Source organism: Collinsella sp. LCP19S3_D3 (genome assembly GCF_052121455.1).
GTDB lineage: Bacteria > Actinomycetota > Coriobacteriia > Coriobacteriales > Coriobacteriaceae > Collinsella.
Map to the genome: position 1 here is coordinate 77177 of NZ_JBQKEF010000008.1, position 16811 is coordinate 93987.

At 58.6% G+C, this 16811-nt stretch carries 13 protein-coding genes; 9 read left to right on the forward strand and 4 right to left on the reverse strand.

Features of this window, described 5'->3' with window-relative positions; all coding sequences use genetic code 11:
* Positions 1-162 precede the first annotated feature (162 nt).
* Positions 163-927, forward strand: coding sequence for a DeoR/GlpR family DNA-binding transcription regulator (locus ACTQXM_RS04910; protein ID WP_441040854.1), 765 nt, complete (start codon positions 163-165; stop codon positions 925-927).
* Between the two features lie 513 nt (positions 928-1440).
* Here ACTQXM_RS04910 and lacG (ACTQXM_RS04915) read toward each other — a convergent pair.
* Positions 1441-2862 carry a 6-phospho-beta-galactosidase gene (gene lacG, locus ACTQXM_RS04915; protein ID WP_260699522.1) on the reverse strand — a complete coding sequence of 474 codons (1422 nt, stop codon included), beginning with the start codon at positions 2860-2862 and terminating at the stop codon, positions 1441-1443.
* Positions 2863-2937: 75 nt separating this feature from the next.
* Positions 2938-4716, reverse strand: a complete 1779-nt coding sequence (locus ACTQXM_RS04920) for a PTS lactose transporter subunit IIBC (protein WP_441537212.1) — start codon at positions 4714-4716, stop codon at positions 2938-2940.
* Between the two features lie 284 nt (positions 4717-5000).
* On the opposite strand from ACTQXM_RS04920, the gene ACTQXM_RS04925 reads away from it, so the two are divergent.
* Positions 5001-6002: a LacI family DNA-binding transcriptional regulator gene (locus tag ACTQXM_RS04925; protein ID WP_441062999.1), complete on the forward strand. Its 1002-nt coding sequence runs from the start codon at positions 5001-5003 to the stop codon at positions 6000-6002.
* Between the two features lie 358 nt (positions 6003-6360).
* Here ACTQXM_RS04925 and lacG (ACTQXM_RS04930) read toward each other — a convergent pair whose 3' ends face one another.
* Together lacG (ACTQXM_RS04930) and ACTQXM_RS04935 are read right to left on the reverse strand one after the other, a co-directional pair.
* Positions 6361-7800 carry a 6-phospho-beta-galactosidase gene (gene lacG / locus ACTQXM_RS04930; RefSeq protein ID WP_154514977.1) on the reverse strand — a complete coding sequence of 480 codons (1440 nt, stop codon included), beginning with the start codon at positions 7798-7800 and terminating at the stop codon, positions 6361-6363.
* A 66-nt stretch (positions 7801-7866) separates the two neighbouring features.
* Positions 7867-9642 carry a PTS lactose transporter subunit IIBC gene (locus ACTQXM_RS04935; RefSeq protein ID WP_427718986.1) on the reverse strand — a complete coding sequence of 592 codons (1776 nt, stop codon included), beginning with the start codon at positions 9640-9642 and terminating at the stop codon, positions 7867-7869.
* A gap of 357 nt (positions 9643-9999) precedes the next feature.
* On the opposite strand from ACTQXM_RS04935, the gene ACTQXM_RS04940 reads away from it, so the two are divergent.
* The 7 genes from ACTQXM_RS04940 to ACTQXM_RS04970 all read left to right on the forward strand — a co-directional run bounded on the left by ACTQXM_RS04940 (position 10000) and on the right by ACTQXM_RS04970 (position 16562).
* Positions 10000-11004, forward strand: a complete 1005-nt coding sequence (locus ACTQXM_RS04940; RefSeq protein ID WP_427718989.1) for a LacI family DNA-binding transcriptional regulator — start codon at positions 10000-10002, stop codon at positions 11002-11004.
* 214 nt (positions 11005-11218) lie between these two features.
* Entirely contained in the window at positions 11219-11557 is a 339-nt protein-coding gene (locus ACTQXM_RS04945; RefSeq protein ID WP_055252615.1) for a PTS lactose/cellobiose transporter subunit IIA, read from the forward strand.
* Positions 11558-11972: 415 nt separating this feature from the next.
* Positions 11973-12983, forward strand: a complete 1011-nt coding sequence (locus tag ACTQXM_RS04950) for a hypothetical protein (RefSeq protein ID WP_441537213.1) — start codon at positions 11973-11975, stop codon at positions 12981-12983.
* Positions 12984-13293: 310 nt separating this feature from the next.
* Positions 13294-13722 (forward strand): galactose-6-phosphate isomerase subunit LacA, encoded by a 429-nt coding sequence (gene lacA, locus ACTQXM_RS04955; RefSeq protein ID WP_006234830.1) that lies wholly within the window; start codon positions 13294-13296, stop codon positions 13720-13722.
* A 63-nt stretch (positions 13723-13785) separates the two neighbouring features.
* Positions 13786-14310, forward strand: a complete 525-nt coding sequence (gene lacB / locus ACTQXM_RS04960) for a galactose-6-phosphate isomerase subunit LacB (protein ID WP_346981957.1) — start codon at positions 13786-13788, stop codon at positions 14308-14310.
* Between the two features lie 378 nt (positions 14311-14688).
* Positions 14689-15570 carry an aldose 1-epimerase family protein gene (locus ACTQXM_RS04965; RefSeq protein ID WP_427748000.1) on the forward strand — a complete coding sequence of 294 codons (882 nt, stop codon included), beginning with the start codon at positions 14689-14691 and terminating at the stop codon, positions 15568-15570.
* A 56-nt stretch (positions 15571-15626) separates the two neighbouring features.
* Positions 15627-16562, forward strand: coding sequence for a hexose kinase (locus ACTQXM_RS04970; RefSeq protein WP_441537214.1), 936 nt, complete (start codon positions 15627-15629; stop codon positions 16560-16562).
* Positions 16563-16811: the final 249 nt, after the last annotated feature.

Consider the following 16811-nt stretch of genomic DNA (forward strand, 5'->3'; position numbering starts at 1 on the left):
CAGGTGAGATTATCACTACATCCCACTAAAGCAGGGGGTATTTTTCTCAAAAAAGTGATGATTGGAGCTGTGCGGGCGTTCATTTTTGACGCGCGCGAGTCTGATACAATTTGTTCGTTACTGTTTGAATGATATGCGCACAAAGAACGGCGAGGATTCATCGTGATTAAAGCGGAGCGACAGGATAAGGTTCGTCAGCTGCTCGAGGAGCAGGGCACGGTCTCGGTCAAGGAGATTTCGGATGCACTGGGCGTCTCGGATATGACGATCCGCCGTGATCTTGAGGAGCTTGCGAGCCTGGGCGAGATCGAGCGCGTGCACGGCGGCGCCCGCAGTGCGCAGGGTCGTCCCCACGCTATGTTGCGCCACGAGTACTCGCACAGCGAAAAGCGCACCAAGCATGCCGAGGAAAAGCTGCAGATTGCGCGCCGCGCCGTGGAGCTTATCGAGGAAGGTTCGACCATCTTTTTGGGTACGGGCACCACGGTTGAGCAGATGGCATCGATGCTGCCGGCGTGCCGCCTGCGCATTGTGACCAACTCGCTTTCGGTGTTTAACCTGCTCGAGGCGCGCGAAGACTGCGACCTGTGCCTCGTGGGCGGCATGTATCGTCGCCGCACCGCCGCTTTTGTGGGACCAACGGCCGAGGATACCTTGCGCGCACTGGGGATCGATGCAGCCTTTATCGGCGCAAACGGCATTTTGGACGGCGACGTGTCTACGTCTAACATGGAAGAGGGCCGCATCCAGCAGCTCGCCTTTAGCAAGGCAGACTCGCGCTATCTGATCGCCGACTCCAGCAAGATCGGCAAGCGCGACTTCTACACCTTCTGCCGTCTGGACAGCCTGGATGCCGTGGTGTGCGAGCCGGGTATCTCGGTCGAGGATCGCGCCGCCATCGAGGAGCATACGCAGGTCATTTGCTAGCTAGCGCTGCAGGATTGCTAGCAAGCACTGTGTGAGGACTTTTGCCCCCCTGTCATTGTGGGGAATCGGCGCGTCAGCGCTACGCGATATGACGCGCAAATGGGGACTTCGCCATCAAATTGTCTCAACCTGTAACAGGTAGGGGTGAAGTCACCAACCAGATGTTACAGATTGAGATTTTTGGCCCGGCCTATCCCGTTTGTCTCAATCTGTAACAGCTAGGACCTAAAAACTCGACTAGGTGTTACAGATCGAGATTTTGTCTATCCAGCCATCACCTTTGTCTTGATCTGTAACAGTTAGACGGTTAAAAGCGAGTTAGATGTTACAGATTGAGATATTTCTGCTCGGGCGTTCTGTTTGTCTTGATCTGTAACAGCTAGGGCCGAAATATTCGGCTAGATGTTACAAATCGAGATAAACGACCTGCTCGGGCCGAGCCAAAACAAAAGAGGCCGCATACGAACCCGTGGAGGGATTCGTATGCGGCCGACAGGGGGTATGCGGCAAAAGTTAGGCCATGAGCAGGCCGGTCTCCGCGACGTTCTTGTACCAGTACGCGCTCGCCTTGGGATAGCGCTTCTGGGTCTCAAAGTCGATGTAGAACAGGCCGTAGCGCTTGTTGTAGCCGTTGGTCCAGGAGAACTGGTCCTGCAGCGACCACACAAAGTAGCCGTCGACGTTCACGCCGCCGTCGATCGCCTTGAGGATCCACGCGAGATGCTGGCGCATGTAGTCGATACGAGGGGCGTCGTCGATAAAGCCATCCTCGAAGTCGTCCTTATAGCCCATGCCGTTCTCGGTGATGTAGATCTTCTTGTAGTTGGGGTAATCGTTCTTAATGCGCAGCAGCAGGTCGTACAGGCCCTCGGGATAGATAATCCAGTCCCAATCGGTGGTGGGTACGCCTTCGCGCACGCACGACTCGCCCACGCCCTTGAGGAACCAGCGCGAGGAGCCCTTGTCGCCGGTGCCATTGTGGTTGATGTCGTTTTCGCCCTCGGCAGCACGCAGGAACTGGCACTTGTAGGTGTTGACGCCCAGGCAATCGTTGTAGGGGAGCGCGGCGGTCAGCGCGGCGATGTCCTCGTCGCGGACGTCGAGCTCGCCGCCGGCGATATGGGCCAGCTTGGTTGCGGCTTCCATGGTGTCGGCTGCATAGTGGCCGCGGAAGGTGGCGTCGAGTACCCAGCGGTTGTTGATGACGTCGGCCATGCGAGCTGCCTCGCAGTCGGCGGCGTTGTTGGGGTCGAGGGGATACTTGGGCTCTAGGTTCTGGACAATGCCGATCTCGCCCTCAAAGCCGCCCTCATGGAAGGCGACGACAGCCTTGGCGTGGGCCACCATCATGTTGTGCATAAGCTGGAAGGCCTTGTCTAGGCGATACTTCTCGCCGTGCGGCCAGTTGCCGACGATAAAGCTGCCCTCGGCGGTCGCGGGAATCTCGTTAAAGGTAAACCAGTGCTTGACCTCGGTGAACTCGGCAAAGCAGAACTTGGCGTACTCGACAAAGGCGTCGATCGTCGTGCGCGTCAGGAAGCCTTCGCCGCCGTTCTGGTAAAAGGCCTCGGGCGTATCAAAGTGATCGAGCGTGACATAGGGGATAACGCCGGCTTTATTGCAGGTGGCAAAGAGCTCGTGGTAGAAGGCGACACCCTCGGGGTTGATCTCGCCAGTGCCGTTGGGGAAGATGCGGCTCCAAGCGATGGAGACGCGGATACCGTTGATGCCGAAGCGCTGGCACAGGTCGATATCGACCGGGTACTTGTTGTAGAAATCGCTTGCGGGGTCGGGGGAGAAGCGACCCTGGGCTGCCAGGAAATCGTCCCAGGGCACTTTGCCCTTGCCGTGCGTGCGGGTCTCGCCCTCAACCTGGTAAGCAGCGGTGGCGCCGCCAAACACAAAGCCGTCGGGGAACTGCATGGGGTTGGTCATGAGGCATCCTTTCTGTGGGATACGAATAGGGAGAGGTGCCCGAACTGGGGATCCGGGCACCAACAGAGGGAGGAGCTAGTCGAGGTTCTCGCGGAGCCACTTGATGGCGCCAGCGGGGTCGCGGGTAAGGTCGATATATTCCTTACCGCGCGGGGCGAGCAGCTTAATGCCCAGGCGATCGGTGTCGGCCTTCATGTCGTTGTAGTAGCTACGAACCTGCGGGGCAAGCACGATAACGTCGTACTGATCCATGATGGCAGTGTGCTGACCATAGGCGCCCGCGGAGGAAGCGATGTTCTCTCCGGTCTGCGCGGCACCTTCCTTGATGGCGTTGGCAAGCATGGCAGAGGTGCCGGCGCCGGCGCACAGGACGAGGACCTTCAGGCCATCGACATCCTTCTTGGCGGATGCATCGGCGGCGGGCTCGGGCTGATCGGCGACAGGCTTGCTGTCGGCGGCGGCAACGGTCGTCTCGACGGAAGCGGTGGCCTGCTCGACAGCGGGCGCAGGGTTGCTGGCGGCGATGGTGGCAGCACCATCGGACTCGAGACCCAGCTCGGCGGCGCGCTCGGCCTCCTGGTCGCAGAGCAGCTTGTCGTATGCCTTCAAGAACGGCAGGTAGATGATGGCGTCCAGCAAGATGATGATCGCGACAAATACCAGGGCGATAAGCTGGAAGTTCGTGGTGATGAAGATGCCGATGGGGGCGGGGGTAGCCCAAGGCACCACGAAGGAGAAGCCGTTCATACCCACATTGTCGATAAAGAACTTGGCAACGCTTACGTTGACGCAGCCGGCGGCAACAAAGGGGATGAGCATGTAGGGGTTAAGGATCATCGGCGCGCCAAAGAGCAGCGGTTCGTTGACGGCGAAGGCAACAGGAACAATCGATGCCTTACCGACGGCTTTGAGCTGCTTGGACTTCATAAAGAGAATCAGCAGAAGCGGCACGATGAACGTGGCGCCGGTGCCGCCGAACTCACCCACGAGCGACATGTTAAAGGTGAGGGAGTGGGCGGGGTGGCCGCCTGCCAGCAGGACCTGCAGGTTCTCGGCCTGGTTGGCAAGACGGATGGGGTCGATACCCGGCTGGACAATCGAAGGACCGTGGACGCCGATGAACCAGAAGAACGCGGTGGCTGCCTGGATAAGGATGAGACCGGGGTAGGTCTCTGCCGCAGTGAAGAGCGGGGAGAGCAGCTTGATGAGCAGCTCGGAGAACGGAACGCCCATGAGGTTGCGCACCACCACATCGATGATACCGCAGATGATGACAGCGCCGCCAAAGGGGATGATGTCACGGAAGTTCTGAGCGATGGCGCCCGGGACTTCCTTGGGCAGCTTAATGGTCAGATCGCGCGAGACGCAGAATTTATAGACCCACACGGTAATGAACGCGGCGATATAGGCCGAGAACAGACCGCGCGTGCCCATGCTGGTGCAATCGAAGACCGAAAGCTCGGAGCCGTCGAGCTTGGTGGTGAACTGCGTAACGGCGAGCAAAAGCATGCTGCACTGGGCGGCAACCATGGTGGAACCGTCGTTGAGCACCTTGCCGGCGGGCATGCGACGGTTCATGGAAGCCGTAAAGTTCTTGGCGGTGGTGCCGGCGACCATGATGCCCATGACGCCCATGGTGAAGTTGTACAGCTTATTGCACCAGTCGATGAGCGGCTGGGGCAGCGTGATGCCAACTACGCCGGGAAGGGTGGCAATCAACAGGAAGATCGAAGAGGTGAGGACAATGGGCATGCACCCAAGGAATCCGTCCTTGATGGCCTGGAGGTAGATGTTTCTCGAGATCTTCTCAAAGAACGGCTGATGCTTTTCGAGCATCTTTACGATGGCGTCCATAAAGCTCCTTTGTTACTTGATGCGCGATGCATGTGGATGGAACTGGTCGTCGATGGATGGTCAGGACTGCCCGGAAACCTTCCTGCTTAAGGAAGGCATTGTGAAATGACAACGTTGTCATTTCGTTAATGACAACGTAAGACATTTTTGGAAGAGCAACAAGGATTTACGGGTGAACGGTCGATATTGTCCGATAAACGGCTGATTTATCAGTCAGGCAGGTAGTGTATGCTAGAACGCAAAAAACAAGCGATAGAGAACCGAGTGGAGAAGCAGTGGCAACGATGGACAAGAAAAACGTCTCGATGAACGATGTGGCGATTGCCGCGGGTGTTTCTCTCAAGACGGTGTCGCGCGTGATCAACGATCCCGATAGCGTGCGCGAGTCGACGCGCGATAGGGTCCATGCTGCCATGGAGGCGCTTGGGTTCCGGGCGAACTTTGCCGCGCGTTCACTCAAGTTGGGCCGTTACGGGTGCATCGGCGTCGTGCTGTTCCACTTGTCGGGCGGCGCCGTGGACATGATTGACGGTATCGCCGATGCCGCCGAAGAGCGAGGCTTTGCTCTCACGATGATCAAAAAGCGGGCGGGGGAGAAGATGACCCTTGCCGAAGCGGCGCGTAGGATGTCGCAGCTTCCCGTCGACGGCATGATCTTCAACCTGCGTCAAATGGTCGATGACTTTGATACCTTTGAGGCGCCGAAAGACCTCAAGACGGTGATTATCACGCCGATGGAACATCCTACCTGCTCTACCGTTAGTGACGATCAAGAGGGTGGTGCGCGCATGGCGTGCGAATACTTCTTGAATCACGGGCATAAAAACGTGTACTTCGTCTCTGGTAAGAAAGAGTCGCTGTCGAGCCAGTGCCGTATGAAAGGTTGGCGTGCGGCACTCGAGGCGCGTGGCATTGAGCCGCCCGAGCCTCTGCAAGGCGATTGGAATGCGGATAGTGGCTATGCCGCGGGCCTTGTGCTTGCCGATAAGCCCGATTGCACGGCGGTCCTCGCTGCTAACGACTGCATGGCAAACGGCGTGATGATGGCTCTACGTGACAAAGGGCTCAGTGTGCCCGACGACGTGTCCGTGATCGGCTTCGACGATGAGCTCTACAAGACGATTCCCAACTCGATTCTGACGTCGGTGAAGTTTCGCCACCGCGAGCTGGGCATCCGTGCGCTTAACGAGGTCGTCGCAGGTCTGGAAGCCCCGAGCTCCAGAAGCCGTACGCTCGTCTCGGGCGTGTTGGTCGAGCGTTCCAGCGTGAAGGACCTGCGGGCGTAGACGTGCTTGGCTCGTTCATCTCAATCTGTAACAGTTAGGACCGAAATACTCGGCTAGATGTTACAGATCGAGATTGAGAGGATTGTCCTGTGCGTTTATCTCAATCTGTAACAACCAGACGTCCAAAACCGGTTTTAGTGTTACAGATTTAGACAATTCGGCCCCGTCTTCCCGGTTTGTCTTGATTTGTAACAGCTAGGGACCAAAAACTCGGCTAGATGTTACAGATCGAGACAAACGGCCCCCCCAGCCGAACAAAAACAAAAGGCCGGGGGCGGCGCGCCGTGTGACGTGCCACCCCCGGCTGAGAAATGGGGACAGGTTATGTGAGCGGGGCAATTCCGCTGGTCGCCAGCTGCTAGTCCAGACGACGGGTCTGCGCCACGTGCTTGTACCAGTAGGCGCTTGCCTTGGGCGTGCGCTTCTGGGTTTCAAAGTCAACGTAGAAGAAGCCATAGCGCTTGTTGTAACCATTGGTCCAGGAGAACTGATCCTGCAGACTCCACAGGAAGTAGCCGCCCACGTTGACGCCCACCTCCATGGCCTTGAGCAGCCAGCGCAAGTGCTGCTCGATGTAGTCGATGCGCGGCTGGTCGTCCACAAAACCGTCCTTGTAGGGGTCCTTGTAGCCCATGCCGTTTTCTGTAATGAAGATCTGCTTGTAGTTGGGGTAGCGCTGCTTAATGTAGACGAGCAGATCGAACAGGCCCTCGGGATAGATGATCCAGTCCCAGTCGGTGGTGGGGATGCCAGGCTTGTTCACGTGCTCGCCAATACCCTTAACGCGCCAGCGGCCGGTGCCCTTCTCGCCCGTACCGTTGTGGTGCAGGTCGTTCTCGCCGTCGTAAGCCTTCAAGAAGCGGCACTGGTAGTTGTTGACGCCCAGGTAGTCGTTGTAGAGCGCGGCCTCGCGCATAATCTCGAGGTCCTCGTCCAGGATCTCGATGGTGCCGCCCGAGACGGCAGCCAGACGGTTGGCGCACTCGAGGGTGTCGGGCGCGTAGTCGCCGCGGAAGGTGGCGTCGAGCAAGAACTGGTTCTGCAACACGTGCTCGTTGTTGGCGGCTTTGATGTCGGCGGGGTCGTTCTCGTTGAGCGGATACTTAAACTCCAACGACTGAATGACGCCGATTTTGCCCTTAAAACCGCCGTTGTGGAAGGCCAGTACGGCCTTGGCGTGGGCGAGCATCATGTTGTGCTCGCACTGGAAAGCCTCGGCCAGATGCGCCTTGACGCCGCCGGGGAAGGTGCCCTCGATGTAGGTGTTGGAGGCATCGGCCCAGATCTCGTTAAAGGTGAACCAGTAGGTCACCTGGTCGGCGTACTCCTTAAAGCAGAAGGTGGCAAAGTCCACAAAGGCATCGATGGTCTCGCGGTTGAGGAAGTCGCCCTTCTCAAAGAGGGCAAGCGGCGTGTCGAAGTGATGCAGCGTGACAAACGGCTCAACGTGGTGCTTGTGGCACTCGGCGAAGAGATCGTGGTAGAACTGCACGCCCTCGGGGTTGATCTCGCCGGTGCCGTTGGGGAAGATGCGGCTCCAGGCAATGGAGAGGCGAATGCCGTTGATGCCGAACTCCTCGCACAGCTCCAGATCGACGGGGTACTGGTTGTAGAAGTCCGAAGCGGGATCGGGGGAAAAGCGCCCCTGGGCCTCCAGGAAGTCGTCCCAGGCAACCTTGCCTTTACCGTGGGTGCGGGTCTCGCCCTCTACCTGGTAGGCAGCAGTGGCGCCGCCAAAGACAAAGTCCTCGGGAAACTGCGCAGGCGGGTTGGTGACGCTAGCAGGGTTAACGGACATGATGATCCAATCGTCTAAATCGAAGGGCCAGCCGGTCTTGGATGGTCGGCTGGCCCTGTGCGTTACTTACTTCGAGAGTTGCTCGCTTACGAAGGCGAGAGACTTATCGCCGTTCTGGGAAAGCTCAATGTACTGCTTACCGCGGCAGGCGACGCACTTGTTGCCCACGCGCTCGCAGTCCTTCTGCAGGTCGGCCAGGTAGCTTGCGGCTTGCGGGGCCAGGACGACCAGATCGAAGTCGGGGAGCATGTCCACGTGGTTGCCATAGGCCTCGGCAGCGGTTTCAAGATTGATGCCGCGCTCCTTGGCGGCCTTGGCCAGCGCGTTGGCGAGCAGGCCCGAGGTACCGCCACCCTGGCAGAGCACGAGCACGCGTTTGCCGTTGAGGTCGCTGGTGGCCGTTGCCTCGGCAGCGGGTGCTGCGGAAGCGGCGGGAGCGCCGGCTTCCACGGCCTCGGCAGCAGCGCCGGCGGCAACGCTCTTGGCATCGGCCTTGCCCTGGAAGGCATCGTTGAGCTTGGCGGCCTTCTCGGCGTTCTTGGCGGCGAGCTCCTCCTGGGAAATCTCGGCCTCCTCGGCGCACTTCTGGGCGTCATAGGCACGGAAGAACGGATAGTACAGAACGAAGTCGACGACCAGGATAAGGGCGAGCATCACAAAGGCGAGCGGCTGGAAGCCCAGGCCCATGATGGTGCCGATGGGGCCGGGGACGGTCCAAGGCAGGGTGTACATAAAGCCGTTCATGCCCAAGAAGTCGATAAAGATCTTGAGGATCCAGATGTTGGCGATCGGGGCAAAGACAAACGGGACAAAGAAGACGGGGTTGAGCACGATAGGCGCGGCGAACAGCAGCGGCTCGTTGACGGCAAAGCACACGGGGACGATGGCGGCCTTACCGACAGCGCGCATCTCCTGGGACTTGGCCAGGAAGCAGAACATAAAGACCAGGACGAGCGTGGCGCCGGTGCCGCCCATGCAGACGACGAAGTACTGGGCACCCTGGGTCAGGACAGCGGAAGCGTGCTGGCCGGCCTGGAACGCAGCCAGGTTGTCGGTCATGTTGGAAACGAGGGCGGCGGCGATGGCGGGCTCGACGATCGAGGGGCCGTGGACGCCCACGAACCAGAACAGGCTCATGGCGCCGTAAATCACAGCAAGGCCGATGTAGCCGTCGGCAGCGGTGAACAGGGGCTGGAACACCTGGATGACGCCCTGGGCAAAGCAGAAGCCAAAGGCAGCGCGGAAGACGATGTCAAAGACCCAAAAGACGGTGATGCAGACGGAGAAGGGGATGATGTCCTTAAAGGTCTGCGAGATGTTGGGCGGAACCTGCTCGGGCATCTTGACGGTGATGTTGCGCTTGATAAAGAACTTGTAAATGATGCCGGTCACAAACGCAGCGATGAAGGCGGTCAGTAGGCCCTTGGAACCAAGGTAGGTGGTGTTGAAGCCACTGGCGGCATCCGTGGCGATGGTGTCGCTCGAAAGGAGCAAGAAGCCGATGATGGCCGCGCACATGCACGAGATAAAGTTGATCTGGTTATTCTTGGGCAGATCGCGGTTCTGGGCGTCGGCGAAATGCTTGGCCGTGGTAGCGGCGCAGGCGATGGCCAGGATGCCCATGGAGTAGTTGTAGCACTTCCACAGGGCGTTGTTGATGTCATCGGGCCAGTAGAAACCCCAGATGTTGGGGACCGAGGCTACCAGGCAGAAGATGGACGAGAAGATGATGATGGGGATGACGGAGATAAAACCGTCGCGGATCGCCTTGAGGTACTTGTTGCGGGCGATCGCGTTGAAAAAGGGCTGGCCCTTTTCGATGGTGGCGATGAGTTGCTCCATGCAAAGCTCCTAAGAGTCGGTGGGTTAGCAACGATGGTAGCTTTTGACGTTTGGTTGCCAAAATGCTGACGTTGCCATTTTGTGACACAAAATAAGATGCGAACCGATGGCCCCTGTGCCTGCGGACCGTCGATTTCTTGCGCGTAAACGTTTGAGCCGCCCGGTGGCTCTGTGTTTGCACAATGGCAACGTTAACATTTGGGCGATAAAAGCCGTTCGGGGAAGCAAAAATGTCGGTGAACGGTAGGTTTTGGGTGGTGAGCGTATGGTGGGGGAGGCGTTAGATATACTTGAAGATGTTTCATTTGACTGCGTAGGGTGCCACCAATGGCATCGTTGACATAGAAAGATCGACCTATGGCCGCTGTTAAAAAATCGGTTTCCGTTAAGGATGTGGCGCTCCTCGCGGGCGTCTCAGAACAGACGGTCTCGCGCACCGTCCACGATTCACCCAGCGTGCGCCCCGAGACCAAGGAGCGCGTGCGTGCCGCCATGCGCGAGCTGGGGTATCGCCCCAATTTTGCCGGTCGATCGCTGCGCCGCGGCAAGTTTAAGACCGTCGGCGTCGCCATGTTCAACATTACCGGTACCGGCAACCTCGACCGTATGGAGGGCTTTGCCGCCGCCGCCGATAAGCACGGCTACGCCATTACCCTCACTAAAGTAGATGGACATCCCTATACTCTCGAGAGCGCATCGTCGCGCATGAGCGCACTGCCGGTGGATGGCATGGTTGTGATCATGAATCGCATGCCGGCGGACTTTGGCACCTTTGAGCCGCTGCCTGGTATGCAGACGGTGCTCGTTACCATGCTGGAGCACCCGCTGTGCTCGACGGTCGATAACGATCAGTTCGATTGTTCGCGCCAGGTTGTCGAGTACTTGCTGGGGCAGGGGCACAAGACCGTGCACTTTATCTCGTGTCCCGAACGCTCGCTTTCGGGCATGCAGCGCGAGGAGGGCTGGCGCGAGACATTGCGTGCGCATGGTATTGAGCTGCCGCGACTCATCCGTGGCGACTGGACGGCGCGGAGTGGATATGCCGCAGGCCAGGCTCTGGCGGACGATCCGACCTGTACTGCCATCTATGCCTCCAATGACGCCATGGCCTACGGCTGCATTCGCGGACTCGAGTCGCGCGGAAGGCGTGTGCCCGAGGACGTGAGCGTGGTGGGGGTTGATGATAGTCTGGGCGACATCGTGCCCGATCGTCGCCTGACCACCGTGCGCTTTGACAACAAGCGTGTCGGCATGTGGGCAGTCGACAAGATCGCCGGCGCCGAGGGAGTTGCGTCTGGCGTGGAGCACATGCTGATCCCCGGCGTGCTCGTAGAGGGCGATACGGTGCACGATTTGCGTTAGGGCGCGGTCCTGTTTGGGTTTCCGTTAATCATGTTTGATATTGTTCGAAATGGTTTGGAAACCGTTCACGGGCAAAAATTGACCGTTCATAGCTTGAAATTACGTTTTGCGCTGTTCTTTTTTGTTTGAATGTTATTGTTTCTGTCATACACAACGCAGCGCGTATGCCCGGACGCGGTGCTCTCCGTTGGTTCATATGTGAAAGGAACGCAATATGGCAACCAAAGAAGAAATCTCGATGGTTGGATTCGAGATTGTCGCATACGCGGGTGACGCCCAGACTGATCTGCTTGCAGCGCTCGATGCTGCTCGCGAGGGTGATTTTGAGAAGGCCGAACAGCTGCACAAGGATGCCAGCGATGCGCTTATCGGCGCCCACGACACGCAGACCAAGCTGCTTTCGCAGGAGGCCGGCGGCGGCGAGATGGAGATGACCTTCATCATGGCTCACGCTCAGGACACTCTCATGACCACTATGATCCTGGAGAAGCAGGCCCGCTTTACCATCGATGCCTACAAGCGCATTGCCGAGCTCGAGGCCAAGCTCGCCTAACGAGCCCGCACAACCAAGTCCCCTTCCAAAAGCCCTGCCGCTATCCGCGGCAGGGCTTTTCTGTATCCCATCTATCTCGGTTGCGGCGAAAAAGGGGTCGATAGACCAAAATGACCCGCTTTTCCCGTCCCCGGAGGATCAGTTAGCAGTACTCGCCACGAAACTGGACCATCTACTACGTTTAACCCGATACCCCCGAACACACCTGCGTTTCATGGAAAACTGCAGGCGTTCTACCTGCGGTTTTGTTTTTACATCACGGGGCATGGTCGGGGATGGGCAGTTAAACGTAGTAGATGGGCCCATTTCGTGGCAAGCGGGTCATGCGGCAGCCCGTTGCGCCTCCTCCCGTTCGATTTTTGCTCGGTGGGTATACTTCCTTTCGCATTAAACGCCGGAATGAGGAGGTATCCAAATGCCGGACAACGGATCGATTCAAAAGAGAGACGCGAGCGAGATGGCTCATGGGCGTCCTGTCCAGATAACCGAGCAAACAACGGTGACCGAGCTGCAGCCCAGCCTATCCGATGTCGTGTGCGCAAACAAAAAACTGCAGATTGGCCTCATCGTTGCGCTCGTGGTACTGGCGCTGCTGTCGGGGTTTGTGGCTCGTCCGCATTTTGCCGATACCAAGACTTGGGACTCTACCATCGAGGTCATCGATCAAAAGAAGGGCAATGTATTGGCGCTCACGACCTCGTGCGTCGCCCTATCTGCGGGTATCACTGCGCTGCCGGGCGATACGGGAACGCCGGTTGCTGAGCAGCTCGCTCAGCTTTCGGGTAATCTTGGTATCGTGCTTGCCGTGCTATACCTAGAGAAATATTTACTCACGATTTTGTGGTCGGTTGGCCTGGGCATCCTGATCCCGTTTGCGCTGGTGCTCTTTGCAGCGTCGCTTGGCATTCACGGACGCTGGAGCACGAGCACGGTCATTCGTCGCGTGGCAACGCGTGTGCTGGTGGTCGCCATCATTAGCATGGTGTTGGTGCCCGCGAGCGTATGGGTGTCGCAGAAGGTCGATGAAACGTATCGAGTGAGCATCGAGGCGGCCGAGCAAAAGGCGACTGACGCTGCGAGTGCGGCAGATAGCGATAACTCCAAAGCAACCAAGAAAAAGACTGAGTCCGCAGAGTCCAAGAACGTGCTTGAACAGCTTGCCGACGGTGCCTCGGGTCTCGTCACGACGGTGACCAGCGGCGCCAAGCAGATGACCGATGAGATTGTGCAGCAGGTGACCGATCTGATCGAAGGTGTCATCGTGATGATAGTGACCTCGTGCGTTATCCCATTGCTGGTGCTCGCGGCGTTTTTGTGGCTGGGGCACACACTGCTGGGGATTGATATTTCCGGGCCGACGAATTATTTGACGGGCCGCTTTCTGGGCACTCCGTCCAAGCATGCCAAGAAGGGCGGGCAGTCCTAGTAGCTAAAACAGCTGTATATACCGGGGAATACCGCCGAAGGGTGGCCGAGACACGTTCTCGGCCGCCCTTTTGTTTGTTGAACACATGGTCGCTACGCCCGCGCCCGGTCCAAACGGTCAGCAATCATCCGTGAACGGTATTTGTTCAAAAAAGAACAAAGATAAACAAAAAGTTGTTGCAGTTACTGTTCGAATGTGTTCAAATAAACATGAACAGTGAAGAATCGCACATTCAGATGCCCGGACCTGAACGAGATTCAACACTTCCAAACAGAAACAACGCACCTGCGTATCTCTCAAGGAGGATGTCATGAGGGTTGTAATCGCTTCCGATGCCGACGGCATGTCGATGAAGGAGTCCATCAAGGAGATGCTCATCGCCGATGGTCACGAGGTCGTCGACTATTCCGAGACCCCTGCCGCGGACTTTGTCGATTCCGCTACCGCCGTTGCCAAGGACCTGCTGGAGCACAAGGATTCCCAGGGCTTCGCATTCGATAAGTACGGTGTCGGCTCCTATATGGCCGCCGTCAAGATCAAGGGCATGGTCGTCGCTAACATTTCCGACGAGCGTTCCGCCTACATGACCCGCGAGCACAACGGCTCGCGCATGGTCACCATGGGCCCGGGCGTTGTGGGCACCGAGGTCGCCAAGAAGATCGCCCGCGAGTTCCTGCGTGCACAGTACGCCGGCGGTCGTCACCAGATCCGTGTCGACATGCTCAACAAGATGGCCTAACGAGAGCCACCGAGAACTCGAACTTCTATCTCAACTTGTGAATTCAGACGAAAGGACGTTCTGATGAAGAAGACCATCGCAATCGGTTGCGACCATATCGTTACGGACGAGAAGATCTATCTGGCCGACCGCCTGGAGCAGGCTGGCTACCAGGTGCTCGACTGCGGCACCTACAGCCACACCCGTACGCACTATCCCATCTACGGTAAGGCCGTGGGCGAGGCTGTTGCCAGCGGCAAGGCCGACTTTGGCGTGGCCCTGTGCGGCACCGGCATCGGCATCACCAACGCCGTCAACAAGGTTCCCGGCGCCCGCTGCGCCCTGGTTCGCGACATGACCTCTGCCCTGTATGCCCGTCGCGAGCTCAACGCCAACATCGTGGGCTTTGGCGGCAAGATCACCGGTGAGTTCCTGATGGCCGATATCATGCTTGCCTTCCTGGAGGAGCCTTACGAGAAGACCCCCGAGCACGATGCCCTGATCGCCAAGATCGATGCCTGCAATAAGGCCGACGCCGAGGCTCAGGCTGACCCACACTTCTTTGACGAGTTCCTCGAGAAGTGGGACCGCGGCGAATACCACGACTAGTGGGGTTACGCGGTTTTGCCAAACCGCGTAACGGGTCGATGCTGCGCGGCGTTCAGGCACCCCATCTCGTCGCTCAAACCGTCGCTCGCGTACATGAAGTACGCGTCGCTCCTCTTTCGCGGCGACCTGGGGCACCTGATCGCCGCTCGCTGACGTTGGGGGTACCTGTGGGGTTACCGCTGTTGTTGCGAAGCGTTCTGGTTCGGCGAGCTGCTCCGATAACACGTTTGCTTGGCTTGACTTGTGTGCTTCGTTATTGACGGACCCGGCATTCTGCAGCTTTTCAATTGACGGCTCGCGTTTCTGTGAGGGGGCGCGGGCCGGTTTTCTATCAGCCCTATTGACTTGGTGGGCTGTCGTAAGAAAGGGAAGACTCCTATGGAGTTTGTTCTTGATAACGGTTCTATCCGCGTGGCACTGAGCACGGCGGGCGGGTCGTTCACTTCTATTGCGGCCAACGGCCGTGAGTACCTGTGGCAGGGTGATCCGGCAGTCTGGTCGGGCCAGGCCCCCATTTGCTTCCCGATCTGCGGTGGCCTTCGTGACGGCCACGCAATGACCATGGGCGGCCGCGAGGTAAAGCTCGCCCGCCACGGCTTTGCGCGCAAGCAGGAGTGGAAGCTCGAGGAACAGAGCGACAACATGGTTGCGCTGAGCTTAAGCTCTGCCGACCATGCCGAGTTGCTCGAGCAGTACCCGTATCCGTTTAAGATCGTTGCTCGTTACACGATCGATTCGGAAAAGGTTGCCGTGTCGTACGAGGTGACCAATGAGGGCACCGAGGACATGCCGTTCTTTGTGGGCGGTCACCCCGGCTTTAAGTGCCCGCTCGACGAGGGCGAGTCCTATGACGACTACGAGCTTCGTTTTGAGCAGCGTGAGGCCACCGACCTCTGCACTGCCGTTCCCTCGACGGGCCTGATTGATGTTGAGCATCGCAGCAAGAACCCGATGGTTGGCCATGACCTGCCGCTGACCCACGAACTCTTTGACTTCGCGGAGACCATCTTTGACGTGCTCGAGAGCCGCGTGGTTACGCTGACCAAGAAGACCGAGGACAAGGGCGTGCGCCTGACGTTCCCCGATATGCCGTACCTGATTGTGTGGAGCAAGCCCGAGGGTGACTTTGTGGCCGTGGAACCGTGGGGCGGCCTGTCAACCTGCTCCGACGAGGACGATATTCTGGAGCACAAGCGCGGCTGCCTGGTGGCCAAGCCGGGGGAGACCGTCACCCGCGGCTTTGAGATCGAGATCCTTTAACGAGCTATCGTATGTTTGGGGTCGCGCGTGTCGTGCCCCGGAAACAGGAGTTCAATATGATTCTGACTGTTACCATGAACCCGTCGATTGATACGCGCTATCAGCTCGATAAGCTGGTCATCGACGATGTTAACCGGGTGACGCCCGAAAAGACCGCTGGCGGCAAGGGCCTCAACGTGAGCCGCGTGCTGCTGCAGCTGGGCGACGACGTGCTCGCGACTGGCCTGCTTGGCGGTCACATGGGTGCCTATATGGCCGAGCTCATGGATGCCGACGGCGTCAAGAACGACTTTGTGCCCATTGCCGGCGAGACGCGCATTTGCCTGAATATTCTGCACGAGGGCAATCAGACCGAGCTTTTGGAGAGCGGCCCGCAGATCGCCCCGGCCGAGCTCGAGGCCTTTACGGCCAAGTTCGCCGAGCTTGCAGCGAAGGCGGACGTTGTGACGCTTTCGGGCTCGCTGCCGCGTGGCATCGATGCCGGCTACTATGCCGAGCTCGTCAAGATCGCCGAGGAGGCAGGCGCCAAGGTGCTACTCGACACCTCGGGTGCATCGCTGGAGGCCGCGCTGGAGTCCGACGCTAAGCCCGAGCTCGTAAAGCCCAACCTGACCGAGATTAACGGCCTACTGGGTACGTCCTTTACGACCGATGATGTCGATGCCCTGCGCGAGGCGCTTGCCGCCGATGGCCGCTTTGCTGGTATTCCCTGGGTCGTTGTCTCGATGGGCGCTGCCGGTTCGGTAGGATTCCATGAGGGCCGCGCGTTCCGCGCCAAGACGCCCGCGATTGCGGCTGTAAACGCGACGGGTTCCGGCGACTCGACCATCGCCGGTTTTGCGCATGCCATTGCTGCTGGCGCCGACGACGTCACGGTGCTCAAGACCGCCAATACCTGCGGCAAGCTCAACGCCATGGATCCCAAGACCGGCCACCTGGTCATGGACCGCTGGGACGAGGTCTACAACAGCGTTGTCGTGACTGAACTCTAGGGTTACGCGGTTTTACCAAACCGCGTAACGGCGCGACGCTGCAAACGCCTCTAAGCGGCAATCTGACGTTCAATCGTCGGGCATGACCAAAAGGTCAATGCCCTCCTCTTTCACGTCACCTTGCTCGCTTAGGGGCGTTTTCGCTCATATGACCCAATCCGCTGTCAAGAGCCACAATGGCCCCGCCGACCGCTTGCAATCGGTCGGCGGGGCCTGCCGTTGAACCCGTCCCGGTCCGCCCCCGGCATG